The organism is Leptospiraceae bacterium, from assembly GCA_016708435.1.
GTDB lineage: Bacteria > Spirochaetota > Leptospiria > Leptospirales > Leptospiraceae > UBA2033.
The window spans coordinates 182,427-206,542 of sequence record JADJFV010000035.1; the positions used below are offsets into that span (position 1 = coordinate 182,427).

Here is a 24,116-nt window from a genome sequence, read left to right on the forward strand (position 1 = left end):
CATTATGCATAACATAATAGACAATCGCGTCTGTGAGAAACCCTATGAAGAATTCGCTTGAACTTGCTATAGAAAAAGGAAGAAGAATAGTTATCGTAGTCTATTCATTTCAACCGAAAACTGAAAAGCTAATTCAATCCATTTTGGAAACAATCTTAAAACAATATGATAAAGAATACCTTCAGGACTCTATCTATAGTGTTTTATTTGAAGCGATTATGAATTGTGTTAAAGCAAATGCGAAGCGCGTTTTCTTTGAAGAGAATAATTTGAATATTAAAAACATCGAAGATTACAAGCAAGGAATTCGCATCTTCAAGGAAGAAATTGGAAATAAAAAGCTTAGGGAGCTTTGCGAGAAAGGCAGAGAAAAGAAAATCTATATCAAGATTGTTTATACTCACCAAAAGAACGGATTGAAAATAGAAATTTTGAACAATGCTGAAATCTTAAAAGAAGAAGAGCGTCGAATTCGTGCGAAGCTTTCTAAGGGGCAACGCTACGAGAACTTATTTGATTTTTATAATGACAATTCAGATACTACAGAGGGAGAGGGTCTAGGATTAGTCCTAAGCCTTTTAATGTTAAAGGGAGAGGGAGTTGATCCTTCTAATTTTCGCATTGGTAGTAAAAATGGAATCACTAAAACCAGAATTGAAATTCCTTTCGCTGAAGACTATATAAGTGAGCGTTCTCTATATGCATTGGATTCCAATAGATAAAGGCTATACAAATGGATAATGAAAAAATTCGTGTGAATGTTCAGAAAGAGGGGCAAGTCAGTATCATCTTCATTAATGGTGAATTGACTTTGTTAGATGCACCTGATTTAAAGCAAGTTTTGGATACAATTCTAGAGACTGGAATTCATCGATTTCTTTTTGATTTTGAACAATTAGATTTCATAGATTCTTCTGGAATTAGTATACTATTGAGATTTCATGCTCAATTGACTAAATTAGATGGCAAGATTGGATTTGTGAATTTCCATAAAAATGTTGCGAATACTATGCATAAGGCGCTCCCCTTGTATATACGAGAGAAAGCCTATTTTGAAAATGCGCAAGAAGCATTGAAGTATCTTAATTCGTAATTGTTTTAAAGGCTAGATGAGAGTTTGCGATACTTACCATATTCATTTCGGAAAAACTTCCAAAAATAAAAAAAAGTAATCGGCACAAGAAAAGTATAAATAATAATCCACAGATTCCAATAAAAATTATACTCTTGGTATAGACTTGAATGTAGAATGCTTACGTTGTGGATAATAATAAGTAAACTCCAACTAATAAACACCCTTGGAAATAAAAAACCAGTAAAACTCAAAATTGCTTTTTTATTATGTGGAACAAAAAAATAAATCTTATGAAAAGAAAATTTATCATTATATAAAAAATGAGAGATGAATTCTTTGAAAGAGTAATTGCTTTCAGTTGGATAAGAATCTGCTGGAAAACGAGTTGAAAAATAAAGAATCAAGATGGTCAAAGAAACAACGAGACTATTTACAATGAGTAACGTTGTCCAACCTAAATTTGCTATGTATACAAGTGGATTCCCCTCATGACTCAAGTCCGGCGTAATAGTAAATGTAACTAAAGCGTCGATTGCCCTCACAAATACTAAAGAAAAAGAAAGAATCCAAAATTCAAAACTTACTTTCAAAATAAAACCCTTTATCCCATTTATTAGAGTTGTCGAAAGAGACAACTAATCTATTCTAAAAAAGAAAGAGGAAAGAAAATTTTATGAAATTAACTGATCCCTATACAAAAGAAGAACTGAAAAACTTTGTCCTAACTTTAAAAAGAAATCTAGAAACTAGATTTAACTCTCTTGAAGAAAAAATATTCTTTCAAAAGTCGACGACTGGTTGGTCGCCTGCGGAAAATATGCAGCATATCAACCGAGTCACTAGGCTGTTAACATTGACTTTCGCTACTCCGAAGTTCTTAGCTTCGATTGTATTTGGGGAATCAGCAACTCCTGCTCGTCGATTTCAAGTTGTTGGAGATATTTATCTAGAAGCACTGAGCAAAGGACAGAATTCAGGACCATTTGCTCCGAATAAAGAAAAAGTAGATGGGGATACGGGCAAACGCAAAGGTGAATTAATTTTGGAATGGAATAAAGCATGGGACAAATACGCATTAGCCATTGATCAATGGAGTGAAGAACAATTAAATAAAGTTTTAATGCCACATCCATTTCTGGGGAAAATTCCAGCTCGCGAAATGTATATGATTGGAATGCTTCATCCAATTCACCATTGCAATATTGTATCAAAACGTTTAAATCAAGAATGGACATATTTTTAATGGAATTGGTTTGCTCGTTATTTGCCTCTGACGGCAGAAGTGTAAGAATTTAGAAAGGAGAACTAAATGGATGTAGCTAGTCTAGACTTATGGTTTCGACGTGGGATAAGTGTTATTACGCTCGCGTTTGGAATTGTGCAACTTTATCTCACTGAAAAAAATATTTGGGTCGATGCAGGATTTATTATTTGTATGGCTGGAATTGTTGGATATTATACAAATTATCTTGCAATCAAAATGCTATTTCAACCCAAGCAAGGAAAAGTATTAGGTTGGGAGGGACTTGTTCCTAAAAACAAAGCAAATATTGCACAAAGTCTAGGCAAAAGCATTCAGACAAATCTTCTTGCTCCCGAAATTCTTTTAGAATATGTTTATGAGAGAAAGCTAATCGAAACAGGCACTCAGAAATTAGGAGAATGGCTAGATGAACTTTTGAAAGACGAAGATGTTCGTCATAGAGTAACAGCTAAGATTATTACTCTTCTCCAAGAAAAAGGACCCGATCTTCTCTCGCAGGTATTTAATTTTACAGAAGAAACACTAAAAGAGCTTGCTAAGAATCCAGAAGAAATCAAAAAACTCTGGGACCAAACTCGTGTTAAGATAAATGAATACATTCAATCGAGGGAAAACAGAGAGTATCTAGTAGAACTGATTCGTAAATTGGTTTTGGAAGAATTACCACGATTATCCGTTGTTCTAAATCATGCAATCGATGAATACTTAAAACAAAAAGATACAATAGGCAATATTGGAATTGGTCTTAAAAAGATTATTTCTTTTGATAGCGCTGCCCTGCAAGATATGCTACAAAAATTTATAGAAGATGAAGATACTACAGAACAATTCATGGGGGTTATGGATATTCTTGTCATTGATCTACAAAAGAAAATGGAGTCGCCGGAGACACAGGAATTTATTTTATCTCAAGTAAAAGACTGGGTGGATGTGGCAAGTGAATACTCAAGGCAGACTTTTTTGCCTGCAGCAATTGAGAGATTAAAGAAGTTCTTAGATAATCCTGCGAACTGGGCAAAGGTTGGAAATTATTCGTTTCGAATTTTAGATTATGCTAAGCATAAAATGATTGAGTTCATGCAATCCCCCGAAGGCAGTGAGTATCTAAAAACAAATATCGCTAAGATCATTCACCAAATCAACGTGACCAACTTAGTCCAAGAGCAAGTGATGAAATTAGATACGGACGAATTGGAGAAAATGATTTTAGATAATACCGGCGGAAATTTAGTTATGATTCAATTTCTTGGCGGAGTATTGGGATTAATCGCTGGATTTATCCAAGTGCATATCTACTTTGCAGTTCCGGTCTTCGGACTTGTTGTATTAACATGGATTTCCTATTACCGAAACCAAAAACTTTACGAGAAATAATTTACGCCACAGAGGCACTGAGTCACAGAGGAAGAAATATGTATTGTGAATTTTATGTATACTCTCTTTAAATAACTCTGTGTCTTTGTGTCTCTGTGGCAAACACTTATTTACTGCTGAGTCTTTCTACTCCGTCCCAGGATTCTCCAATTCCAAATTCAATTGCATGGTTGCATCTTTCGATATATTTTTGTGCTGCAACATCAATTGGATTTTTTACCAATACAGTCTTAAAGCATTCCAATGCCTGTCTAAATTCTTTTGTTTGATAGGTAAAAATTCCCATTTCAAAGTCTGCCTTTGTATTTATGTATTGCTCTAAAACATTTTCCGCTATTCCGTCTAAGATTTCAAAAATAGAGATTACTTCCTTTTTGCCTTTGACTTGCACATTGTCCAATAGTCTATATTGGTATCTGTCTGGATCTGATAGTCCAAAAAAAGTTCTCTCGCTAATAATGGTAGAAGCTCCATACATTTTAGTTAATCCCTCGATTCGAGAGGCAAGGTTTACGGCATCTGCAATCACAGTTCCGTCCATCCTTTGGTTTTCGCCTATCGTTCCAAGCATTAAGTTTCCAGTATGAATTCCTACTCCGATTTTAATTGGTTTATATCCATGCTGTTCGCGCCTAACGTTATAAACTTGAATTACTTTATGCATTTCTACACATGCTTTAATGGAATCTTCTGGCTCATATGGAAAGAGTGCCATAATAGCATCGCCAATGTATTTATCAATGAAGCCATTGTGCTTGCGGATAACAGGACCTACTCTCTCAAGGTAGGAATTTAAAAAGTCAAAATTTTCTTTAGGTGTCATAGTCTCTGACAAATTAGTAAATGATCTGATATCTGAAAATAAAACCGTCATCTCTGTTTGCACTTGGTCTCCGAGATGAATGTCCAGGATAGAATCCTTCTTTAAAAATTTCAGAAATTCTTGAGGCACAAATCGATTATACGCTACCATATAATCATTTTTTAATTTATCAGAGCCTTGAATTTTTGCAGTCATTTCATTAAACGCAATTGCCAGTGTTCCAATTTCATCTCGCACTGGAATTGCAATTCTATGTTCATAATTTCCAAGACCAATGATTTCTGCACCGCGGGTAAGTGCATTGATTGGTCGGGTAATGGCAAATGATGTTAGTATGGAAACAAAAATCACAACTATGAAAATACCAATAGAGAGATAGATGATGAAATTGCGGATACTTTGAATTGGCGCATAAAGAATTTTCTGATCAAATTCGATTACAGCAAATCCGATTCGAATCGGATGCTCTTCATCTAAGTAAACAGGAAAACTAAAACGAAGAATCTCAGCGCCCGATCGTTCTAGAGTATCGGTTAACGGTTCGTTGATAGATTCATAGAATTTTAATTCTTCTTTAGAAATCAATTGTCCAATTTTTATATTCTGCATATCAACTACAAACTTTCCGTAGACGTTTATGATATATACGTTCATGAGCCCTGTGATTTGCGAGTCTTTCAATTTTGAAATAACGGACTCTGTTGCCTCATAGGTATTATCTAGAAAAAGTTCTTCTCTTGCAATATTGGAAATATTTTGAGCAAGGTTGCGGCAAACATCCGTTGTCTTCTCTAGAATGATTTTTTGACTTTGCTTTAGAGTAAAATAGGCGAGGGGTAAAATACTTAAGATTGCAACGCCTCCAATGACTAGAATAAGTTTATAGCGAAGTTTCATATCATTTCCTATTTAGTAGAGAACATTTTTCATCCGTATTGTTTGCACAGTTAGAAAGTCGATCCATTGCATTTTTTTTTACGAGGGAAAGTCTTTGGTATTCCTGTGATTTTTTATCTTCCGGTGTGATGAGTAGAATATTCGTAAAGAGTTCAATGGATTTAATGTATTCTCTTTTATTGTATAGAGTGACTCCATTTTTAAAATAGTCACCAATTTTTCCGTATTCTCTTTGTCGGATGACGGATAATTCATTTTGAGCTTCTTTGTTTGTCGGATAAAGAGAAATAGCCTCTTGGTAAAGACGGATTGCTTGAAATGGATCGCCAGTTGCATCTTTTCTTTTTGCACTTTCCCGAATTCCTTCTGATTCTTCTTTTAGAGAAGTCTCAATTGCATCCTTCGCTTGTAAGTATTCGGGGTTAATGTCGAGTATCTTCTTGTAATGAACTCTTGCTTCTTTGTATTTTTTAGATTGATGGAGAGTTTCTCCTTTTGCCCAGAGCGAGTCGATTTCTGTTTTAGTTGTCACATTTATAGTTTCGGAAAGATAATGCTTAGCAATTTTATTCTTGGGATCTTTTTTTAAAATAGAGGTAAATATGTTCTTAGCCGACTTATACATTTTTTTATAATACAATTCTACTCCGAAAGATAGTATTCTATCTGTTTTCACTTTTACTTTTAATACTTCTGGTATTATAATTCCAGACTCTTCTGCATATTTTTCATTCAAATAAAGAAAAGGTTGCTCTGGTTGAAGCACAGGTCCTAATTCACACTCTGCTTTTTTCTCAACGATTAGATTTGCCATTTGCCCCGCCAGAACTCCTACATTAGATGAATCTGGGACTAATGCGAATGTTGCACCTAATTCTACTAGTGCAGGGTAAAGAGTCATGAGGATAATTCCATTTTTCCGACAGAAAGAAGAAATGTATTCAAACATTTCTTGATCGTAAATTCTATCAGAAGAAAGATACAATGCATCGAAACTTCCCAATTTATCGCTTAATGCTTTTTTTAATTCATCCTTACCGGCAACTTTAATTCTTTTAAAAAGAATTCCCTTCCAAATATCTTGATATTCTCCAGAAGCAGTAAGTATTTCTCCCTGTTCTGAATTATAAAATGTTAGAACTCTTCTCGCTGTTGGTTTAAGTTCTCTCAGTGTTGCAAAATAATCTGTAAAAGAAACATCCTTCTCAAATCCACAAAATTTTCCTTGTTCTGGATTCATTGATTTTGGTTCATCTACCATTAGAAATAGAGTAGGGGTTTCTTTCACGTATTCCCTGGTTGTGCGGGTGGCTTCGTTTCCAATTGTGATAATAAGAGATGGCGATTCACTTTGGATTTTCGCAAAGAAGTCTTTTATGTCTGGATATTCTTCTTTGATATTGTTCATATAATAAATTCCGCTTTCATATTTTGAAGAGTATTGAACTCCAGCTAGAGCTTGCAGATAAAAGGGATTATTCGATGAAACAATAATCGGAACGGATAATATTGGATTATCCTCCGTATATAGAGATAGAGCAAATAGAAATGCTAATAGAATTGCAAAGAATCTTTTTATCATGGCTAGAAATTATACCCAACTGAAATCCAAATATTTCGTTTCTCTAAGGGGTGCATAGTGGGAGGACCACCGAGACTACCAGAACCTCCCAATACTCCGGGATCAAAGTAAAGATTATTGGCAAGATTAACAACCAATAGATTGATATACATTCCATCTTTGATAAAATCATCCCATCGAAAATTGAGTTTACCCATAGTATATCCAGAAACTGTCTTTACAGGATTTGAAACAACTGTTCTGCGAATGTCTACATAATTGACTCCCACATACAAACTCATCTTCTTCCAGATAGTATAAGTGCCACCTAAAAAGAATTTATTTGGTGCGATATGCGGAATAGGACCACTCGATGGAATATTTTTGATCCCCGCTAAATTTAAAAGATCAGAAGTTAGATCATCTCCCGGTCTACCATAAGCAGAAGGAGAAGAAGTAACAGAGCGCAATAGATCAAAGTATCTTCCTTCGCTATAAGTGTAGTTAGCATTGAGCAAAAACTTTTCGGTCAAATTTATATTAGCCTCTATTTCTGTTCCAAAAATTTCTGCTTTTCCCACGTTTTGATTTTGTTGCCATGTATTCGATGGATTTGATCCAGGAATTACTTCTAAGGTTTGCGCTGTGGAAATCAAATTGGTTACTTTGTAGTAATAGCTTTGAGCGGATAAATAGAGTTTGTTCCATCTATAGGCAATGCCAATTTCGATAGAACGCAAATACTCAGGGCGAAGACCTCGATTTTCTTTTCTTGTTGCCGTTCGATTTAAGAATTCAAATGTGCTAGGCTCGCGGAACCCAGTTCCTAGTAAAAGTTTGAAAGTTAAGTTTTGTGTTGGTTTATAGATGGCACTTACTCTAGGTGTTTGTGATCTACCGAAGATAGAACTATAATCTTGGCGATACCCAGCGGAAAATATCCAATAGTCGGAAGGTCGAAAGGTATGTTGATAAAATGCGCCAAAGTTATTGATGCTAACACGATTAGATAAATTACTTATATCTTGTGATAATGTCGCTTGGCTACTAGTATTGACGGAAGTAAATTCTGGAACATCCGAATGTCTTGCTATGATTCCCGCAACAGAGGAATTTTTTTGACTTGGATTGTATTGTAATTTTTCTTCGAGTTGATAGCTGTGATCGGGTCGAGTTGTAAAGCTAGTTGTGTAATTATTGCTCGTAATATTTGAATCTTTAAAATTATAATAGCTATTAGTTGATTTAGTTCGAGTGTTATCTTGAAAGCTCGAACTCATAATTTCCGTATTTCGAACTACAAGCTCTGAGTCAAGAGTGAGTGTTTCTGAAATCTGCTTGGTATGTCCAACAACCATACTATTATTTCTAAAATTGTATTGTCCACCTCTTCTTCCACGAGTTCCAGCATTTCCAAGTAAAACTCCTGCTCGCCTTGCGTTGTTTCTGTCATCAAAGACGTTAGTTTCTAAGCCTCTTTCATTTACATCGTATCGATTCGTTCCATTGGTAAAAGTTCCAAATCCATTTAGGTATTGCCAGTTGACAGTTTGAAATCGAAAGTTTCCAATAGTAAACTTTGCCGTCAAATTGTAAGTATCCACATTCGCAGAATTAAATCCGGGTGACCAAGTGTAGCCTACACCTCTTGTTGAATTGCAAACACCCCCGCAGGCTTTATTTTCAACGTAGTTATTTACATTGTTTGGATTAGCATAATTAGCCGCTGAAGGATTTACTGTTTGCCTTTCGATTCTTTGGATTCCACCAAAGTTAGGTCCTTCTGTTTGAAAGTAATATCCACCGAGGCTATAGCTCATGTCCATTGTTTGACTTTTGCCTCTAGTAGAAAAATTCAATCCTGCTCCGGGGCTTCTAAAATTACTGTCATATCCACCATAGATTGCTTCTACATGAGATCCGCCTGAGTTAGCACCATCGCGTGTGATGATGTTGATGATACCATTGAATGCGTTCGCTCCGTATAAGCTAGAAGCAGGACCGGAAACAATTTCGATTCTGTCTACATTGCTCAAAGGAAAATGCAGTGTGCCCGCAAGTGGACCGACACCAGAAATATTGTTATCCGAAACTCCATCGACATAGACAAGGGATCTTGTGTTTTCTCCGATTAGCCCCCGTTGGTGAACAAGCTCAGGATAAACTCCATATGTGTGTTGAAAATCAAAACCGGGAACATCTTTTAGCGCGTCGATTAATGTCCTGTAGCCTCTCTCTTCCATTTGCTTGCGAGTTATTACATAGACTGCCGCCGGTGCATCTTTGATTTTCGATTTTGTTCTTGTAGCGGTTACTACGATTTGCTCCTCTAAAAGTAAAAACACATTTTTAGATGCATCCCCACTCAAGGCTTTTTGCTTTTGAAATTCTGGAGACTTACCCACTCGCTCTTTTGTGAGATGTTCAATTATATTTTCTCCCTGTGTTTTTCTGGCTGGATTTAATTTTAATGTGATATCTAGTTTACGAGAAAATTCTTGGGCTCGCTCTGAGTCCGGAATATTGAATTCATTTTTATCAAGCTCAGCTTCGATTTCATTTAGGAGTTCGTATTTAGTAGAAACGGAAATTGCATCAATAATTTCACCGGTTTGTGGGTTATAAACTTGCGCATAGATATTGGGCGGGAAATTTTTCTCTCTCACATAAAGTAGGTTGATGTATAAATGTAAGTCTGTTTCTTTAGAAAAAGAACTTACCTCCCGATCGGTGAACTCAACTTTATAACGAGAAGAAAGACTTTTGATTATAGACTGTTTTAGAATGTCCTCAAATTTATTATCCTTTTCTGATTCTATTTGTCTGGGTTCACGAATAATAATTCTTTCCATTGCACTAACTCCTATTGTAAAAGTTAGAAATAGAAAAAATATGTGAACAATTTTTATCATAGAAAATCTCTAGAAAAACTAATGTTAAATCTCAAATTTCTGTAAACAAGTTTTTTATTTACTCTGTTCTTTTATTGATATCAATGGTTTCTTTTAAGTTGTCATTATTCTTGACTCAATTGCCAAAGGTTATTTTTGTGATTTTAACAGAATAGAGTTATTGTCGATTTATTCTTATTGAGTTTCTGATTCAATTCTTATGTGGAGTCGTAAATTCAGAGAGCAATCAGTCTAAGATTAGTTAGCCGCAAGATCTGCGTCAATACCAACTTTATGTTGTAAAGGAATTTCATTTATGAGAAAAATATATTTATACTTGGCTTTATCATCCGCATTTTTGTTACTTGGTTGCGATGGATTAAAAAAATTTCTGATTCAAAAATTGGGTTCAACGGATAAATATGAAATTGAAGGAGATGCAGCGCATCTTGTTCCCGTTACATCGGGACTTGACGAAAAGCGGGAAAAAATCCAAATCAACCTTCGAGAGGTTTCTTCTGGTTATGTGCAACCAACTGATATGCAATTTCCTCCGGGTGAATCGGAAGAATTTTTTGTTTTGGAAAAGCAGGGAAAAATTCTATGGGGCAAAGTTGGAAAAAGAGAAATAAAAGAAATCTTAAAAATACAAGTAAAGACAGAAGCCGAAGAAGGACTTTTAGGATTAGCCTTTCATCCAGATTTTAGAAAGAATGGAAAAATATATCTAAACTATGTTTCGCAGCAAGGCAAAAAGGATATTAGCCGCATTGCTGAATGGACTGCGACTTTACCCAATGATCTAAAGAATACAAAATTAGAATCAGAAAGAATTCTAATGGAACTAGAACAGCCGTATGAAAATCATAATGCGGGACAAATTCTTTTTGGACCGGATAGAATGCTTTATATTGGTTGGGGAGATGGTGGTTGGTTGAGAGATCCTTCCCGTAATGGACAGAATCCGAAAACCTTTTTAGGCAGCATGCTTCGTATTGATGTAGATGCAACTCCGGATACAGGCAAAGCTTATAAAGTTCCAGAGGACAATCCTTTTTATGCGGATAAATGCTGTAAGCCAGAGATATTTGCCTATGGATTAAGAAATCCGTGGAGATTTAGTTTTGATTCAAAAGGTAGGATGATAGTTGCAGATGTCGGGGAAGATACATGGGAAGAAATTGATATTGTTGAGAAGGGTAAGAATTATGGATGGAATATAAAAGAAGGGTTTCACTGCTTTGAGCCAAAAGAAAACTGTAAAACAGAAAACTTAACCGATCCAATCTATGAATATGGGAGAGAAGATGGACAATCGATTACAGGCGGTTATGTTTATACCCGAAAAGAAATCTCTGCACTGACAGGTAAATACATATTTGCCGATTTTATGTCAGGACGAATCTGGGCTTTAACTGTGCCGGATAACGCATCGGAAAAAGTCAATTCTGTTTATACACTGGGAAAATGGCCTGTATTGATTTCTTCTTTTGGAAGAGATGCAGATGGAAATGTATATGCAGTTGATTTAGGAAAAGGAAAAATATTTAGGATAGAAGGGAAGTAATCGAATGAATAAAAATCTATTCACACAAGCAATGGAGGCTTTTGATACAGCCAATTCTAAAGATCCGAATTTTATCGAAGTAAATGGATTTGAAAAACCATATGAATTAATCTATTCAAACTGGCTCTATGAGTGGATAATGAAGCTTAACCCTAATGCAATAGAAGAATTGCAATTAGCCGCTAAGTGTCAACATATTAAGAGATGGGAGATTCCACGCTCTAAGTATCCAGAAGGACTAAAGGGCTATACAAAGTGGAAAAAAGAATTAGCCGAGTATCATGCAGATGAAGCTGGTAAAATACTTAAACAAGTTGGATACGATGAAGTAGTCGTTGATCGGGTAAGATCAATTAACCTTAAGAAAAATTTGAAAGCAGATTCAGATGTGCAAACCATGGAAGATGCACTTTGTCTTGTTACCCTACAATACCAAATCGAAGGGTTTAGTTTAAAGCACGACGATGAAAAGATGATTGGAATTATTCAAAAGACCTGGGCGAAGATGAGTGATAGAGCAAAAGAAGAAGCTTTAAAACTGAGCTATTCGGAAAGAGTTCTATCGTTGATAAAAAAGGCAATAGCTTAATGCATTCGTTATTTGCCAGATAGACCTCTCACGAAAAGATGTTCGAGGTTTTCGTGGTGATAGTAAAAAAAAACCGAGGTGTTTTACCACCTCGGATCAATAGTTTCTAAAAAGAAAGCCTGCTAATTTTAAACAGCAGCTTCAGCGGATTCTAATTCTTCCTCTAAAGCCATGTTCCTGCGTGAACCTTTTTCTGCCTTTTCAGGAGAAATACCTTTTCCATTTTCAGTAGTTGGCTTGATTGCAACAACGCCACTACCATTTGGAGGTAAATCATTTAGATCGCGAATCTGTGCTTCGAGTTTGCCTGATAGATCAGGATGCTCTTGCAAATAGGCGCGAACTGTTTCCTTACCTTGACCAATTTTTTCGCCATTATAGGAATACCATGAGCCACCCTTCACAATGATTTCGTGTTTGACCGCGAGATCAATGATAGAGCTCTCTCTATTAATACCAGAATTAAACATTACGTCAAACTCTGCTTGTTTGAAAGGAGGAGCGCATTTGTTTTTGACAACTTTTACACGCACTCTATTCCCAATTGGGTCTTCCTTATCTTTTAAAGTTTCAATTTTTCGAATATCCAAACGCACACTTGCATAGAACTTGAGTGCATTTCCTCCTGTAGTCGTTTCAGGAGATCCAAACATAACACCAATCTTCATACGAATCTGGTTAATAAAAACCACCGTAGTCTTTGACTTGGAAATCGTTCCAGTCAGTTTTCTAAGGGCTTGTGACATCAGACGGGCTTGTAATCCCATATGAGAGTCACCCATATCGCCTTCAATTTCCGCTTTAGGAACGAGAGCGGCGACAGAGTCAATTACGATGATATCAATCGCATTGCTACGAACCAGAGATTCGCAAATTTCTAATGCTTCTTCCCCGTTATCCGGTTGCGAAACAAGTAAGTCATCAATATTAACACCAAGCTTTTTGGCGTAAGAAGGATCTAGAGCGTGCTCGGCATCTATAAAGGCGGCGATTCCACCTTTTTTTTGAGCCTGAGCAATTGTAGAAAGCATAAGTGTCGTCTTTCCTGAAGACTCAGGACCGTAAATCTCTACAATTCTACCAACCGGCAAACCACCGATTCCTAAGGCAATATCCAAATCCAACGAGCCTGTTGAGATAACGGGAATAGCAACGGCGGAATTTGCTCCCAAACGCATGATAGAGCCTTTTCCGAACTGTTTCTCAATTTGACCCATAGCGGCGTCAATCGCACGCTTTCTCTCTTCATTTTTCTCGGAGAGAATTTCCTCTGCCTTATCCTCTTTTCCTTTTTTCATGGATAACTCCTATTTAGTTTCTAATATAATTAGGTAAAAAATTGTTCTGATGTGCGCAAATTCTGAGATTTTTTGGTAAAATTTCAGAAAAAAACAATCTCTACCTGAATCTATTCTGAGTATGCAACGAGGCACGGACAAAATAGAGGATAAATGATAACTTTTTCGCTTTTCCAATCTTCTAAGCTATACTAATGTATGTATAGATTTTTTTTCACCGAAATTGCATTTTTTTTCAAAAAAAACTGTTTTTACAGGCGATTTTTTGCTAAAGGTTGGCACGATTTATGACTAGAACGGAATTTATTCCTTATTATAAAACGAAAGACGTTCCACTTCTTTCCATTTTGAAATTTCATTTAGATGAAATGGAGATTCCTTACTTCGTTACGGGAGAAGATTTTCTATTTTTAGAAAATCTAGCAATGCCAATGCACGAAGCCTGCGCGATTTTGTATTTATTGCCAGAAGATGTAGATAAATTTCAGAAATTATTAGAAGAAGGATTCGAGTAAAAAGATTTGCCACAGAGGCACTGAGTCACAGAGAGCGGATTGGATTGGAATTGATTTTATTTCTATTCTTCGCGTGAAAGAGAGTGGATGATAAAAATCGAAATGAATTCTTTCATCAATATTTCCTCAGTCTACAAACTTCAATTGCGAAAGGAAGTAAATTTTTCTGATGTAAGGCTCTGCCCTAAGAAACCTCTGTGTCTTTGTGACTCTAAGTATGGCAATTAAAGCACGCATCGGACTAAAACTTTTTTGTCTTTTGCTAAACTGAATTTTACTCCGTTGAGCAATGTAAAATAAAAAGCGCGGTCAGAGGAAACTTCATCTGATGTCCAGTAAGTGTTTCCGTCTTTCTTCCAGGATTCTAATTCTTGTTTCTCAAAGCTTATTTTTAATTCATCGAGTGTAGGAAGTCTCTTTCCTTCCTTTGCACATTTTGATTTTGCTTCTTCCCAATTTAATTTACCGAGACTTGCAGACCATTTTGCTTCTTTTGCATGGGTGCATTGTTGGAAAGATAAAAAGAAAAATAGGAGGATGTATTTTGCAAATGAGTTCATGGTTTAAGATTTTCTCTTTCCAAAAGAATTGTCAATGAAAAATACCATTAGATATGTATGACTAAAAAACTTTACTTTAAAACAAGTTTCTAAAATCTAAATCTATGAGTCTATTCATTGCCATCAGTCTACCCGAATCTATAAGAGAGAAAATCTTTACAACAATGCAAGACAAAGAGATTCCAGAAGAATTATGGGAGAAAAAAGAAGACTTACACATAACAATGCTTTTCCTCCAAAAAGGAAATCCAGAATTAGAATATATTCAATCAATAAAAGACAGATTAAAGAAACTCTCCTTCTCTCCATTTAAAATTGAAATTGAACGAGTAGAATATTGGACATTAAAAGAAAACCGTCAGATTTTACACTTAAGCGTAAAGCCTTCAAAAGAACTAATTGCACTTCAATCTGAAATTGTTTCCCTTATTCCCGAAGTTCCAAAGTCTACTCATGAGTTTAAGCCGCATATATCTCTGATACGCTCTTCCAGGATTACTCAATCCAAACTAGAAGAAATAAAAAATAAATTTTCTAGTTTTTCAACTGACGCATTTACAGTAAGTCAAGTTCATCTGTATATTGGTGATAGAGGAAAGGCAGATGAGGATAATAAAAGAAACCGGTATAGGGTTGTTGGGTCTTTTCCAAATTAATCGGAAAGGACATCCGCAATTTCCACGTGTCCTTTTTGTTTTGCAAGTTCAAGTGGTGTTCTACCCATATTTGTTTTTGCTAATTTGTCAGCATTTTGAGAAAGTAAAATCTCCACTGCTTGCGTTTTCCCAAAAAAGGCGGCTACATGCAAAGGTGTTTGTCCAAAATCATCCCTTATATTGCTATCCATTCCCTTCTTCAAAAGAAACTGTAATGAGTTTAGGCACATATTTTCTGCTGCATAGTGGAGACAACTGTATCCGAATTTCCCTCTTTCATGTAAGTCGGTTCCAGAGTCTAAAAGCAATTCGATTACTTCTACTATATCAGTCATCACTGCAAAATGAAGTGGGCTTGTGTGCTCATAATCTTTAACCTTAACACGGGAACCATTTTTTAATAAGGCTTTAACAGGTTCGAGCTTTGCTGCAAACTGTTCTTTTTCCAGATATTTAAAATTTATATGAACTGGAAATAATTTGCTAATTGCTAAATGTAGCGGAGTTCTATTATTATCCTCTCGACCATTTGTATTGAAACCCTTTTTTAAAAGGAAATGTAATATTTCTTTTTGTTCATATTTTACAGCAGAGATAACAAAGGAATCACTCTTTGGACTTTTTAGAAATTTTGCCCTATCAGTTCTAAACATATACATAAACATTCCAAGATCATCAGCAAGGATTGTTTTCTCCATCGCATCCCAGAGACCGATTCCTGTCTTTATTAAAAGCATAGCAATTCTAATATACTTTGCCTGCTTTTTTTTTTCCTTTTTTTGTTTGTGTTCATGTATCTTATTAATAGCGCCGGATAACGTGGATTTAAAAACTTTTTTATAATCAGGGTTAGTTTTGATTTCATTTTCAATTAATAGTTTAATTACTGATATATCCAATTTCTCATAATGATATATCCTACCAAATGAAAACCGTTTCTTTTTACTCAAAAAATTATAATAGCGATCTTTATAAGAGGGGATGTCATATTCCAAAAGGAATTGCACTTGCGCGATGGAAATTTCCATAGATGAAAGATAAACTTTGTTTTTATCTGCTTTATTTTCTAAAAGAAATTTTATAATATCTTTGCGCTCTTCTGTGTATTCTTGAACTTTTCTAAACCCAGACCCAACAATAGCAGCAGACAAAGGCGTTGTATTATATTTATTTTTACAATTTACTCTCGCACCTTTTTGAACTAGTAGTTTTACAATTTCTAAATTTCCGATTTCGCAAGCAAGTATAAGGGGATTACTATCGTTACTCTCAAGATTCGGATCAGCACCTCTGAGAATTAAAATTTTTGCGATATCAAAATTTTTAGAATTAAGAGCAGAAAGTAATGGAGAAAATTTTTTATTATTAATCTTTGCTCCATTATCAAGTAGAGCATTCACGATATCCAAATTTCCAATTCTGACTGCTTGCTCTAAAATCCGTTCGGTATACTTCTTGTCTTTATTTATTTTTTTATTTCTCATTCGTCCTCTCTGTCAGAATCTTCGATGGCTTTTAACAAAAGCTCTATTTCATAGTCTCTTAATTTTATACTTTTATTTTTACCGGTTTTAAGTTCTTCTACGGCTTCTTCATAAGACTCTTCCTTGGTTTTTCTTTGTTTGCCGCTGTATTCATTTTGTGATAAAAAGTCTTGCTCTGTTTCTCCAAGCGTTGCCTTACATTCTTCTATCTCTTTATCATACTTTGCAATATCGGATTCTAATCTTTTTTCACCTCGAATAAGATTCTTAAAAAACTTTGCTCCATGTTCTGATTCATACCCCTGAGTAATATTCATCCTTGCAATATCTTTTTGCATAATGTCAATGTCTTCTATCGCTTCCGCTCTTCGTTTGTATAATGTTTCTAGTTTATTTTGGGCTTCGTTCATTTTTATTTCTCGATTGTTGTTATAGGGGATATTTTATATTAACCGCAATTCTTTTCTGAAATCATGCGTGATTGGAGAGGCACAGCCGTGCGTCTCTACGTGTAGAATTCATCATCTTCCCAATTTCTTGGATTGTTTGCAATATAATTTCTGACGTTGTATAATTCTATTTCGTCTCTAACAATCCGGTCGTGGAATCGGGGTTGCCATTGGAAATTGTTATTCAAGACGCGATGAATCGCGTCTCTACGAGATATTTCGAATGTAACGCGACCCTTATACCAACGAATTATTTTTGATAAAGACAATGGATTTAATACAGGATTGTTTATCCCTGTAATTCCGCCTTGCTGTAGAGACGCGATTGATCGCGTCTTATTTGAACGCGCAATTTCTGATTCCATCTCGAATGATTTTTCCTGTCCTGATAAATATAACAATCCATGAACATGATTTGTCATTACAATGAATTCATCCAATTCTGCATGAGGAAAATGTTTTGGAACTTCAGACTAGATATTTTTTGCAATCAATCCCATTTCCGATAACACCATTTCCCCATTCTCAATCTCCCCAAAAAAATGCTCTCTATCCTTCGCGCATATGGTTATGAAATAATATCCATTATCCGCATAATCCCAACCTTCTCTTCGTGTTGATTCGATTCTGTATTTATTTTGGAATAATGTCATTTTGCCTCTGTTTTTAACTTAACCCCAACTCTTCTGCGATGTTGCGGGTGAGTTTGGAGAGATGATTTACTTTGCCCATTTTTTGATTTTATCTAGTATTCTTTTATTCTCTTCCATACGTTCCTGTAAAGATTTATCTGAAGGTATCTCATTGGTTTTCTCTCCCTCCTCATTGTCCTGCTTTGCTTGCGGAACATAAGTTTCAATTTCTTTTGCCATTTTTTGAAGAGCTTCTTTAAATTCGGGAGTTATTTTTTCTTTTTCGTTATTAACGATTAAATCATAAAAACTTTCAATTTCTCCTCCCTTCTCCTCGGTCATTTTTGAATAAGATATGTATAATTCTCTTGCTCTATCAACCTGCCCATTCAATATATAGTCTGAAATACTTTCATTTAATTCTAGAATGTCATTTAGATATTTCATTTGTTTATTTATTTCTTTCATGCCTTCGGAAAGATTTTTTATTACTTCCTCAAATTTCTTAACAGAATTTCTTTTATTACGTATAGCATAACGTGTTTGCTCTTCAACACTAAGTGCTTCTAGCTCTACTTCTGTCAAAATGATTTCTTGCGAAGTGGACAGATTTGAATTGTCTTGCTTATTCTCTACAAAATTTCCAAAATTTTCTAGAATATATTTTCCTTCTTTTTTGGGTAAAGAATCTATTAGAGCATTGATTTCCTTTTGAGTTGGAACTTCTTTAAAATTGCCTTCTTGTATTTCACGATTCAATGCCTCCAAAGCTTCACTATAAAGCTCATCAATAGATTTTGATTTTGACTTTTCGATTTCATCTGTTTGTATTGTTTCGCCTGCGATCTCATAATAAATTTTATTTGTATTTTCATACATATCTTCTAAACTTTTAATTTCTAATTCCATTGCGATCTTGTCAGTTTTCAGCGAATTTATTCCTTCTTCCAGAACGACTAAGAGTTTTTCAAATAAATCATTCTTTTTTCTGGCTCTAAGTCTAAGGATACTTGTTTGAATAAGTTTTATGTTCTCTTGGTAATTAGCTCTTAGTTTGTTTAACCTGCTTAGAGAATTCACTTCTTTTTCTAGAAACGACTTTGTCAAACTAATAAAATACTGCCTCTGCTCTTCTTCAGGCATTGCTAGAATTTCTTCCTCTGTTAATATCCTGAATTTTGGATCATCTAAATCCGAGGTTTCATCGGTTTCCATGTATTAGCCTCATTTTTTTGTGGTTATTCTATATTAACCCCAACTCTTCAGCGGTGTCGCGGGTGAGTTTGGAGAGGGGACGTTTAATCTCTCGGTAAGTCAGGGAAATTTGCTCGAACCATTCCAGCGAATTCGGAAGAACTTTTTGCTAAATCAGAAATTTCAGTTTTATAATGCTTAATATTCTTATTTATTATATTTATAATAACTTGCTCTTTAGCTAATTTTAAAGCTATTTCATTTTCTAGTCTAAGTTCCTTTAACTTAATTATTTTATTAAACAATATTTCTCGAGAATTATTTAAGGACGGACGTTCTAGTCCACATGTATTAATAGTAACTTTACCCTTTTCTGACTCTATTCCTGTCGGCATTACTTGTGGAATTATTTTTTCACGGATAAAAGTAATATGCTCTTCGGGATTATCTTTTGAGGGATGTAGCAATAAGGCATTTTCTTTATGCAAGTTTTTTGCATTGTGGTGTGAACTTACTCTAAACATATTATTTTTAATTGTAAATAAATTTTTTTTATATCTTCTATTACAATATGCGCAACTCAATAAAAGATTATCCCATTTATATGTTAACCAATAATAACCCGGAAATATTAATTTTCTTTTCTATTATTTTTATACCCTGCCTTTGGTCTAAAATGCTCAACATCACCATCTTGTTCATTCGTTGTTATTTTTCGTTCACAGTAACAACATTTATCATGTTGATTTTTTATTAAATAATTTTTAATCTTACTATAATGGTCTGTATCAAAATCAAATTTTTTGGGCTTCATTCCACTTGGTTGATTTTTATAGTCATCTGGTGTTTTTAAGTATTCATCGCAATGTTTTTTTCTTAATTTTCTGGATTTCTCAAACCAATCTTTATCTGGTCTTATTTTCTTTTTGATTTTTATCATGACATATCCTTTAAGTATAAAATTAAATAAAATCACTAATTATTTTCGTATATACTTCCAGTTTCTTTCATTAACATAAATAATTCTTTTTCTTCATCAGGAGTTAATTCCTTTTTTAAAAGGAGCTTTAACTTTCGATCTATTAATTTAATTTGATTATCAGAATAGGTTTTTGCTTCTGTATCAAATAACTCACTACTAAGAATTTGATCGATTCGACGATTTTTAAAAATATTAATTCTTTTTTCTGGATTATCTGGATCTTCAGGAAATAGATTATTAAGATTAATGCTACCATCTTCTTCTTTTTCAAATTTATATAACGCAACATTTTCTAGGGTTGATGCGCCTAGCATAATTTCAGGACTATGAGTAGTAATAAAAAACTGAATATTTGGAAACCATTCATTTAATTTACTTGGAAATTTTATTTCCCATTTTGGATGCATATGAACTTCTATTTCGTCAATGAAAACTATTCCGGTGAAGTCTGGGAATTTTGTTGCTTCTGGTTGAATTTGAATAAAACGGTAGGTAAGATTTATAAGAAAACAAATCATGCTTCTAAATCCAGCAGATAATTCATCATATCCGAATTGTTCATCATTAATTATAAAATTAACAATATCAGTATTTAGAGAGATTATTACTTTTTTTTCTAAAAAAACGGATAACATTCTATCTAGAATTTCAAGGTTCATTTTTGAAATTTGTTCCTTCGCATTTCTTTTGTTATAAAAGTCTAAAAGTAATTTCTTGGGATGAATTAAAGTGTATTTATTTGAAAATAAAGTTTCACAAAAAAAAGATTGCTCTACTGTAGGAATGTAATCTCTTAAGGAACCAAATGCGATGATTCTGTTAAAATCATAATTAATTACTTCTTTACTATCTAGAATATTACTTAAACTATATGTATTTTCTTTTGCTTCATTTTTCAAAGAAAGAATTTCTTTATCATCTATCTGTTCGATAAATCCTTTGTTTAAAGAAAGAAATATCGATTGTAATAATAGGGTTTTTCCGTCTCCATTCTCTCCCAATATATATATTTGCCGTTTATCTTTTAGTGAATGCAAAGTAATATTTTGAAGGCTATGAAAGTTTTTAATATAAAATTCATCTAAATAATAGTTTTCAACTGCATTTAGGAAAATATCGAAAAATTTCTTTCTTACTTCTAAGTTATTTACTTTTATTAGTGTATTAAACCAATTGCCTATACCTTCTCCATACTCTTTTTTTGAAGGTGCTTTCCCTGAATACAAATCTCCTTTTCTTTTCCAATCAACTCCAACTTTTTTATTAGAGTCAGCAGGAGAAGTGATAAAACCAATTGCCTTAATCTTTAAATCATATTCTCCTCCTAAAGACTTTAAAATTATTATATCATCTTTTTTTATTTCTGGTATATATTCTTCACCACCGCCTGAACCAATCCAATAATTTTTCTCTAAAAAATCATCCAATTGACTTTCTGTTTTTCCAAAATGGTATCCTGCTGCCCAATATTGTGGTTCCATACTTAACTTCCTTTATATATAATTACGTTAATCTCTACATTTCAATCCAAACGTAAAGTAGTTCCATAGCTTTACATGGTATTAGCTAATGACAAAAAAGGAAAGTAGAAATTATTTGAGTCAGCATAACAAACTCCCCGAATCCAAAACCCTAACTAATTTATTTACATTTGCTTTTTCCTCTACATTAAATAGCGTATTCCATATTTCAGGAAAGGCAAGAATTTCTAATTCTAATATTTTGGTAAAAGAATCTGTATTATACCGCTTTGCTACATCTTTTAAGAAATCACGAAATCGTTCTACGACTCTCGGCTCTATTGACACAAAGATTGGATTGTTCAAATCGTCTATGCCCACGAAAAAGAGAGACACGCCTGTAATAAAAGGCATCTCATAGTATTCATTTTCATTCATGCCTACCTCCGTGCGCATAGTCCAGACAGCGGCTACTTAATACTATCCACTTTTTCCTGATTGATATTTTTTAGGCTTGGGACATATCCGTTCTCTTTGAGACTTAGCATTGAAATAATTTCTGGGACTACATATTCGTAGCCTCTTGGGTTTACTTCCATACCTGATCTGTAGCTGGATAATATCAATTTACCGTTATATACTTTGAACGTAATCTCTTGTGATTCACGGGCACCCGGTGGATTTAGAAAGACAGCGACTGTTTTTTCCTTTTTATTTCGTTTTAGATCCAAATTCTTTTTTGTAATGCTATCACCGGTTTCCGCATTTTTAGAAATATATAACATATACAAGTCTTTTAAAACTAACTTGAAATAATTCTCTTCTCCCGTTGGATTATAGATTGGTAATTCCAAAACATCTTTTGAATCAGGAAATTCTTTCTTTAGTAACGCAAGTAATTTTCGGTTCAATACTTCTTCGAGCGCAGCCCAACTTTGCTTTCTCTCATAATCCTGTGATGTTTTAACATTTTCAATTAAATTTCGAATAGGGAGTTTTTTAAGGTTCTCTAATTTTTTATCGATTGTATCTTTTTCTTCTTGCGTCAACTCAGTCTTAGCCTCTTCTTTAGGCGCTTCTATATACGGTGCTGGCGCTGATTCTTCCGGTGTGCTTGCGCAGGTTATTAAACTGAATAGGCTAATTATCATTAAATACTTCATTCTATTTTCCTTTTTTTGTTTCTAAAATTATTCTCTCATCTTACAATAGAATCATTTCGCGATCCGGAAACTTTCTTTCCGATTCTAATTTTTTTAATAACATGACTGATTGTCCGATAAAATAAGGATGAGTAGAAAAAAGAATCTGACATCCAGTGAACAAATCATTTTAGCGATTGAGTTTTTGAGTCTAGCTGATGAATATATATTTCGAAAGAAAGATTTAAATTCCCTTTCTTTGGCAGAATTACTCGATGAACTTCAAGACGCCGAGAAGGAAGGCAAAGAATCGGATTGGGGTCTTGATAGAAGGTTTCGACTGTATACAGGAAAGTTAAAGAAAATCGGTGTTAGTCTAAACTTGAAATCGAAAAAAATAGAATTTGAAAATAAAAATATTCCATTTAAAATTATTTCTACTTATGTAAAATTCTTTTGTGAGGATTACAACGAACAACACCTTCGTATATTTTTTAAATCAAAAAAAGAAGATTTCTATGAAGTATTGCGGTTATTTGTATTTATTCGATATGCTATAAAGTATTCACTTGTAATTGAATTAGAATTCGCTAAGTCTATGAATTGGCAGAAATCGATTCGGCGGATAATTCCTAGATACCTTATCTCTAAGAATCAATTTTTAGATGTTGTGGTAACAGATTTAAAAGATAAACGAGGTAAGTGGTTCTCACTTGTAAATATTATTTCATTAAAAAATGATTTACTCTCTGCCTATAAAAAAAGGAAAAAGAGTAATATTCCTTTTGATCGAGTTAGCTTTGAAGCTTCCCCGGAAAGTCAGTTTTATTGGGTGACTGTCGTATATACCGTTCAATTCAATAGTTATTCCTTTGTTCATTTTTCTACTACGAATGAAATCGAATACAAAGTAATTAACAACGATAATCCACTTGCTATCATTGTAGAAATTTCGTGTAATGATGTTTTCTTGATTCAAAGGATTCTGTTTAACTACGGAATTTATGTAAAACTTTTAAGTCCGGCATCTGCGGTTCTTGATTTTAAAAATAAAATTTCTGCTTTAGGGAAACATTATGAATACTTATGAAGACGCGATGAATCGCGTCTCTACGGTTTCGTATTTTTCACAACCCACTCTCCCTACTAATATACCGGATACTATCTATTAACTCCTGCGTGATGGAAATTCTTCTTGATTCTAAGGAGTCGAAGAGGAAGGAAACAAAAGTTGTATTAGGTTTTTCTCCGAAGGATTTTACATGGTCTAAGTATAATTTTTTGCACTTCGCCACGTCTCTGTTAGCCACATCGGTTTCGATGCTGGTATCATTTCTTTTTTCTATTAAAGCTTGCACGAATTTCTCCTTTCTTATGCACGAGAAACATTTCTAGAGGATGAATTTCTGAACTGTTTTCTGTTTATGAAATGATTCTATACCAAGGGCAGGACAAGATGCGGAAAATGTTTTTCCGATTTGGTAATTTCTTTTAGGAGGGGGAAATTTTTTTACTTTCTTTTACTTACCGTTTTATTACCGATACATCAAGGATAGTATCAAACATAGTTTCAAGAATAGTATCAAAGATACTACTTTTAATTCTATGACTATCTTTGATACTATGGATGTCAGTTTCTTTGATTCTATACTTGAGATATAGACAACTTAACGGCTTCTTAATTTCTACTAGAGCTTTGGACT

The 24,116-nt window shown here is 34.2% G+C and carries 26 protein-coding genes; 9 read left to right on the forward strand and 17 right to left on the reverse strand.

Going from position 1 to position 24,116, the window contains the following annotated elements; genetic code table 11:
* The first annotated feature begins 44 nt into the window (after window positions 1-44).
* Together IPH52_26160 and IPH52_26165 are read left to right on the forward strand one after the other, a co-directional pair.
* Complete coding sequence (locus IPH52_26160) at window positions 45-722, forward strand: hypothetical protein (GenBank protein ID MBK7058471.1); 678 nt, start codon at window positions 45-47, stop codon at window positions 720-722.
* Window positions 723-733: 11 nt separating this feature from the next.
* Window positions 734-1,093 (forward strand): STAS domain-containing protein, encoded by a 360-nt coding sequence (locus IPH52_26165; protein MBK7058472.1) that lies wholly within the window; start codon window positions 734-736, stop codon window positions 1,091-1,093.
* A 5-nt stretch (window positions 1,094-1,098) separates the two neighbouring features.
* Here IPH52_26165 and IPH52_26170 read toward each other — a convergent pair whose 3' ends face one another.
* Window positions 1,099-1,665, reverse strand: a complete 567-nt coding sequence (locus IPH52_26170; GenBank protein ID MBK7058473.1) for a hypothetical protein — start codon at window positions 1,663-1,665, stop codon at window positions 1,099-1,101.
* A gap of 83 nt (window positions 1,666-1,748) precedes the next feature.
* Between IPH52_26170 and IPH52_26175 the strand changes: the two genes are divergently transcribed.
* Window positions 1,749-2,318, forward strand: coding sequence for a DinB family protein (locus tag IPH52_26175; GenBank protein MBK7058474.1), 570 nt, complete (start codon window positions 1,749-1,751; stop codon window positions 2,316-2,318).
* Window positions 2,319-2,384: 66 nt separating this feature from the next.
* Entirely contained in the window at window positions 2,385-3,713 is a 1,329-nt protein-coding gene (locus IPH52_26180; GenBank protein ID MBK7058475.1) for a DUF445 family protein, read from the forward strand.
* 106 nt (window positions 3,714-3,819) lie between these two features.
* Here the strand turns inward: IPH52_26180 and IPH52_26185 are convergent, their stop codons facing one another.
* From IPH52_26185 to IPH52_26195, 3 genes are read right to left on the reverse strand one after another with little or no spacing between them, the layout of a single operon-like run.
* Window positions 3,820-5,433, reverse strand: coding sequence for a HAMP domain-containing protein (locus IPH52_26185; protein MBK7058476.1), 1,614 nt, complete (start codon window positions 5,431-5,433; stop codon window positions 3,820-3,822).
* A 1-nt stretch (window position 5,434) separates the two neighbouring features.
* Window positions 5,435-7,015, reverse strand: a complete 1,581-nt coding sequence (locus IPH52_26190) for a hypothetical protein (GenBank protein ID MBK7058477.1) — start codon at window positions 7,013-7,015, stop codon at window positions 5,435-5,437.
* A gap of 2 nt (window positions 7,016-7,017) precedes the next feature.
* Complete coding sequence (locus IPH52_26195; protein ID MBK7058478.1) at window positions 7,018-9,846, reverse strand: TonB-dependent receptor; 2,829 nt, start codon at window positions 9,844-9,846, stop codon at window positions 7,018-7,020.
* Between the two features lie 355 nt (window positions 9,847-10,201).
* On the opposite strand from IPH52_26195, the gene IPH52_26200 reads away from it, so the two are divergent.
* Window positions 10,202-11,452: a PQQ-dependent sugar dehydrogenase gene (locus IPH52_26200; GenBank protein MBK7058479.1), complete on the forward strand. Its 1,251-nt coding sequence runs from the start codon at window positions 10,202-10,204 to the stop codon at window positions 11,450-11,452.
* A 4-nt stretch (window positions 11,453-11,456) separates the two neighbouring features.
* The gene (locus IPH52_26205; GenBank protein MBK7058480.1) at window positions 11,457-12,041 is read left to right on the forward strand and encodes a DUF4202 domain-containing protein; all 585 of its coding nucleotides are present in this window, start codon (window positions 11,457-11,459) and stop codon (window positions 12,039-12,041) included.
* 128 nt (window positions 12,042-12,169) lie between these two features.
* Here IPH52_26205 and recA read toward each other — a convergent pair whose 3' ends face one another.
* A complete protein-coding gene (gene recA, locus IPH52_26210; GenBank protein MBK7058481.1) occupies window positions 12,170-13,339 on the reverse strand; it encodes a recombinase RecA in 1,170 nt (389 codons plus the stop codon).
* A 287-nt stretch (window positions 13,340-13,626) separates the two neighbouring features.
* Between recA and IPH52_26215 the strand changes: the two genes are divergently transcribed.
* Complete coding sequence (locus tag IPH52_26215; GenBank protein ID MBK7058482.1) at window positions 13,627-13,854, forward strand: hypothetical protein; 228 nt, start codon at window positions 13,627-13,629, stop codon at window positions 13,852-13,854.
* Window positions 13,855-14,078: 224 nt separating this feature from the next.
* Here IPH52_26215 and IPH52_26220 read toward each other — a convergent pair whose 3' ends face one another.
* Window positions 14,079-14,414: a hypothetical protein gene (locus IPH52_26220; protein ID MBK7058483.1), complete on the reverse strand. Its 336-nt coding sequence runs from the start codon at window positions 14,412-14,414 to the stop codon at window positions 14,079-14,081.
* Between the two features lie 104 nt (window positions 14,415-14,518).
* On the opposite strand from IPH52_26220, the gene thpR reads away from it, so the two are divergent.
* Window positions 14,519-15,070: an RNA 2',3'-cyclic phosphodiesterase gene (gene thpR / locus IPH52_26225; GenBank protein ID MBK7058484.1), complete on the forward strand. Its 552-nt coding sequence runs from the start codon at window positions 14,519-14,521 to the stop codon at window positions 15,068-15,070.
* On the opposite strand, the gene IPH52_26230 is transcribed toward thpR, so the two are convergent.
* The 10 genes from IPH52_26230 to IPH52_26275 all read right to left on the reverse strand — a co-directional run bounded on the left by IPH52_26230 (window position 15,067) and on the right by IPH52_26275 (window position 22,434).
* Window positions 15,067-16,554 carry an ankyrin repeat domain-containing protein gene (locus IPH52_26230; GenBank protein ID MBK7058485.1) on the reverse strand — a complete coding sequence of 496 codons (1,488 nt, stop codon included), beginning with the start codon at window positions 16,552-16,554 and terminating at the stop codon, window positions 15,067-15,069. The genes thpR and IPH52_26230 overlap by 4 nt on opposite strands.
* On the reverse strand, window positions 16,551-16,964 hold the full coding sequence (locus IPH52_26235) for a hypothetical protein (GenBank protein ID MBK7058486.1): 414 nt from the start codon (window positions 16,962-16,964) through the stop codon (window positions 16,551-16,553). The genes IPH52_26230 and IPH52_26235 overlap by 4 nt, the downstream gene beginning before the upstream one ends.
* Before the next feature lie 95 nt (window positions 16,965-17,059).
* Window positions 17,060-17,443, reverse strand: a complete 384-nt coding sequence (locus IPH52_26240) for a transposase (GenBank protein ID MBK7058487.1) — start codon at window positions 17,441-17,443, stop codon at window positions 17,060-17,062.
* 33 nt (window positions 17,444-17,476) lie between these two features.
* Window positions 17,477-17,656 (reverse strand): hypothetical protein, encoded by a 180-nt coding sequence (locus IPH52_26245; protein MBK7058488.1) that lies wholly within the window; start codon window positions 17,654-17,656, stop codon window positions 17,477-17,479.
* Between the two features lie 66 nt (window positions 17,657-17,722).
* The gene (locus tag IPH52_26250; protein MBK7058489.1) at window positions 17,723-18,850 is read right to left on the reverse strand and encodes a hypothetical protein; all 1,128 of its coding nucleotides are present in this window, start codon (window positions 18,848-18,850) and stop codon (window positions 17,723-17,725) included.
* An 83-nt stretch (window positions 18,851-18,933) separates the two neighbouring features.
* Entirely contained in the window at window positions 18,934-19,353 is a 420-nt protein-coding gene (locus IPH52_26255; protein ID MBK7058490.1) for a hypothetical protein, read from the reverse strand.
* A 107-nt stretch (window positions 19,354-19,460) separates the two neighbouring features.
* Window positions 19,461-19,769, reverse strand: a complete 309-nt coding sequence (locus IPH52_26260; protein ID MBK7058491.1) for a hypothetical protein — start codon at window positions 19,767-19,769, stop codon at window positions 19,461-19,463.
* Window positions 19,770-19,804: 35 nt separating this feature from the next.
* Window positions 19,805-21,238 (reverse strand): ATP-binding protein, encoded by a 1,434-nt coding sequence (locus tag IPH52_26265; GenBank protein MBK7058492.1) that lies wholly within the window; start codon window positions 21,236-21,238, stop codon window positions 19,805-19,807.
* 174 nt (window positions 21,239-21,412) lie between these two features.
* Window positions 21,413-21,709 (reverse strand): hypothetical protein, encoded by a 297-nt coding sequence (locus IPH52_26270; protein ID MBK7058493.1) that lies wholly within the window; start codon window positions 21,707-21,709, stop codon window positions 21,413-21,415.
* Between the two features lie 32 nt (window positions 21,710-21,741).
* Window positions 21,742-22,434 carry a hypothetical protein gene (locus IPH52_26275; protein MBK7058494.1) on the reverse strand — a complete coding sequence of 231 codons (693 nt, stop codon included), beginning with the start codon at window positions 22,432-22,434 and terminating at the stop codon, window positions 21,742-21,744.
* A gap of 127 nt (window positions 22,435-22,561) precedes the next feature.
* Here IPH52_26275 and IPH52_26280 point away from each other — a divergent pair, with 127 nt between their 5' ends.
* Window positions 22,562-23,503, forward strand: a complete 942-nt coding sequence (locus IPH52_26280; GenBank protein MBK7058495.1) for a hypothetical protein — start codon at window positions 22,562-22,564, stop codon at window positions 23,501-23,503.
* 37 nt (window positions 23,504-23,540) lie between these two features.
* Here the strand turns inward: IPH52_26280 and IPH52_26285 are convergent, their stop codons facing one another.
* The gene (locus IPH52_26285; protein ID MBK7058496.1) at window positions 23,541-23,771 is read right to left on the reverse strand and encodes a hypothetical protein; all 231 of its coding nucleotides are present in this window, start codon (window positions 23,769-23,771) and stop codon (window positions 23,541-23,543) included.
* Window positions 23,772-24,116 lie beyond the last annotated feature (345 nt).

What these genes read in the sequence shown, in the direction of transcription:
- recA (MBK7058481.1), bottom strand. Translation starts at nt 13,339, where the DNA reads ATGAAAAAAGGAAAAGAGGATAAGGCAGAGGAAATTCTCTCCGAGAAA.
- IPH52_26220 (MBK7058483.1), bottom strand. Translation starts at nt 14,414, where the DNA reads ATGAACTCATTTGCAAAATACATCCTCCTATTTTTCTTTTTATCTTTC.
- IPH52_26185 (MBK7058476.1), bottom strand. Translation starts at nt 5,433, where the DNA reads ATGAAACTTCGCTATAAACTTATTCTAGTCATTGGAGGCGTTGCAATC.
- IPH52_26245 (MBK7058488.1), bottom strand. Translation starts at nt 17,656, where the DNA reads ATGACATTATTCCAAAATAAATACAGAATCGAATCAACACGAAGAGAA.
- IPH52_26195 (MBK7058478.1), bottom strand. Translation starts at nt 9,846, where the DNA reads ATGGAAAGAATTATTATTCGTGAACCCAGACAAATAGAATCAGAAAAG.
- IPH52_26175 (MBK7058474.1), top strand. Translation starts at nt 1,749, where the DNA reads ATGAAATTAACTGATCCCTATACAAAAGAAGAACTGAAAAACTTTGTC.
- IPH52_26180 (MBK7058475.1), top strand. Translation starts at nt 2,385, where the DNA reads ATGGATGTAGCTAGTCTAGACTTATGGTTTCGACGTGGGATAAGTGTT.
- IPH52_26235 (MBK7058486.1), bottom strand. Translation starts at nt 16,964, where the DNA reads ATGAACGAAGCCCAAAATAAACTAGAAACATTATACAAACGAAGAGCG.
- IPH52_26275 (MBK7058494.1), bottom strand. Translation starts at nt 22,434, where the DNA reads ATGAAGTATTTAATGATAATTAGCCTATTCAGTTTAATAACCTGCGCA.
- IPH52_26280 (MBK7058495.1), top strand. Translation starts at nt 22,562, where the DNA reads ATGAGTAGAAAAAAGAATCTGACATCCAGTGAACAAATCATTTTAGCG.
- thpR (MBK7058484.1), top strand. Translation starts at nt 14,519, where the DNA reads ATGAGTCTATTCATTGCCATCAGTCTACCCGAATCTATAAGAGAGAAA.
- IPH52_26260 (MBK7058491.1), bottom strand. Translation starts at nt 19,769, where the DNA reads ATGATAAAAATCAAAAAGAAAATAAGACCAGATAAAGATTGGTTTGAG.
- IPH52_26270 (MBK7058493.1), bottom strand. Translation starts at nt 21,709, where the DNA reads ATGAATGAAAATGAATACTATGAGATGCCTTTTATTACAGGCGTGTCT.
- IPH52_26230 (MBK7058485.1), bottom strand. Translation starts at nt 16,554, where the DNA reads ATGAGAAATAAAAAAATAAATAAAGACAAGAAGTATACCGAACGGATT.
- IPH52_26160 (MBK7058471.1), top strand. Translation starts at nt 45, where the DNA reads ATGAAGAATTCGCTTGAACTTGCTATAGAAAAAGGAAGAAGAATAGTT.
- IPH52_26190 (MBK7058477.1), bottom strand. Translation starts at nt 7,015, where the DNA reads ATGATAAAAAGATTCTTTGCAATTCTATTAGCATTTCTATTTGCTCTA.
- IPH52_26250 (MBK7058489.1), bottom strand. Translation starts at nt 18,850, where the DNA reads ATGGAAACCGATGAAACCTCGGATTTAGATGATCCAAAATTCAGGATA.
- IPH52_26205 (MBK7058480.1), top strand. Translation starts at nt 11,457, where the DNA reads ATGAATAAAAATCTATTCACACAAGCAATGGAGGCTTTTGATACAGCC.
- IPH52_26215 (MBK7058482.1), top strand. Translation starts at nt 13,627, where the DNA reads ATGACTAGAACGGAATTTATTCCTTATTATAAAACGAAAGACGTTCCA.
- IPH52_26255 (MBK7058490.1), bottom strand. Translation starts at nt 19,353, where the DNA reads ATGTTTAGAGTAAGTTCACACCACAATGCAAAAAACTTGCATAAAGAA.
- IPH52_26200 (MBK7058479.1), top strand. Translation starts at nt 10,202, where the DNA reads ATGAGAAAAATATATTTATACTTGGCTTTATCATCCGCATTTTTGTTA.
- IPH52_26165 (MBK7058472.1), top strand. Translation starts at nt 734, where the DNA reads ATGGATAATGAAAAAATTCGTGTGAATGTTCAGAAAGAGGGGCAAGTC.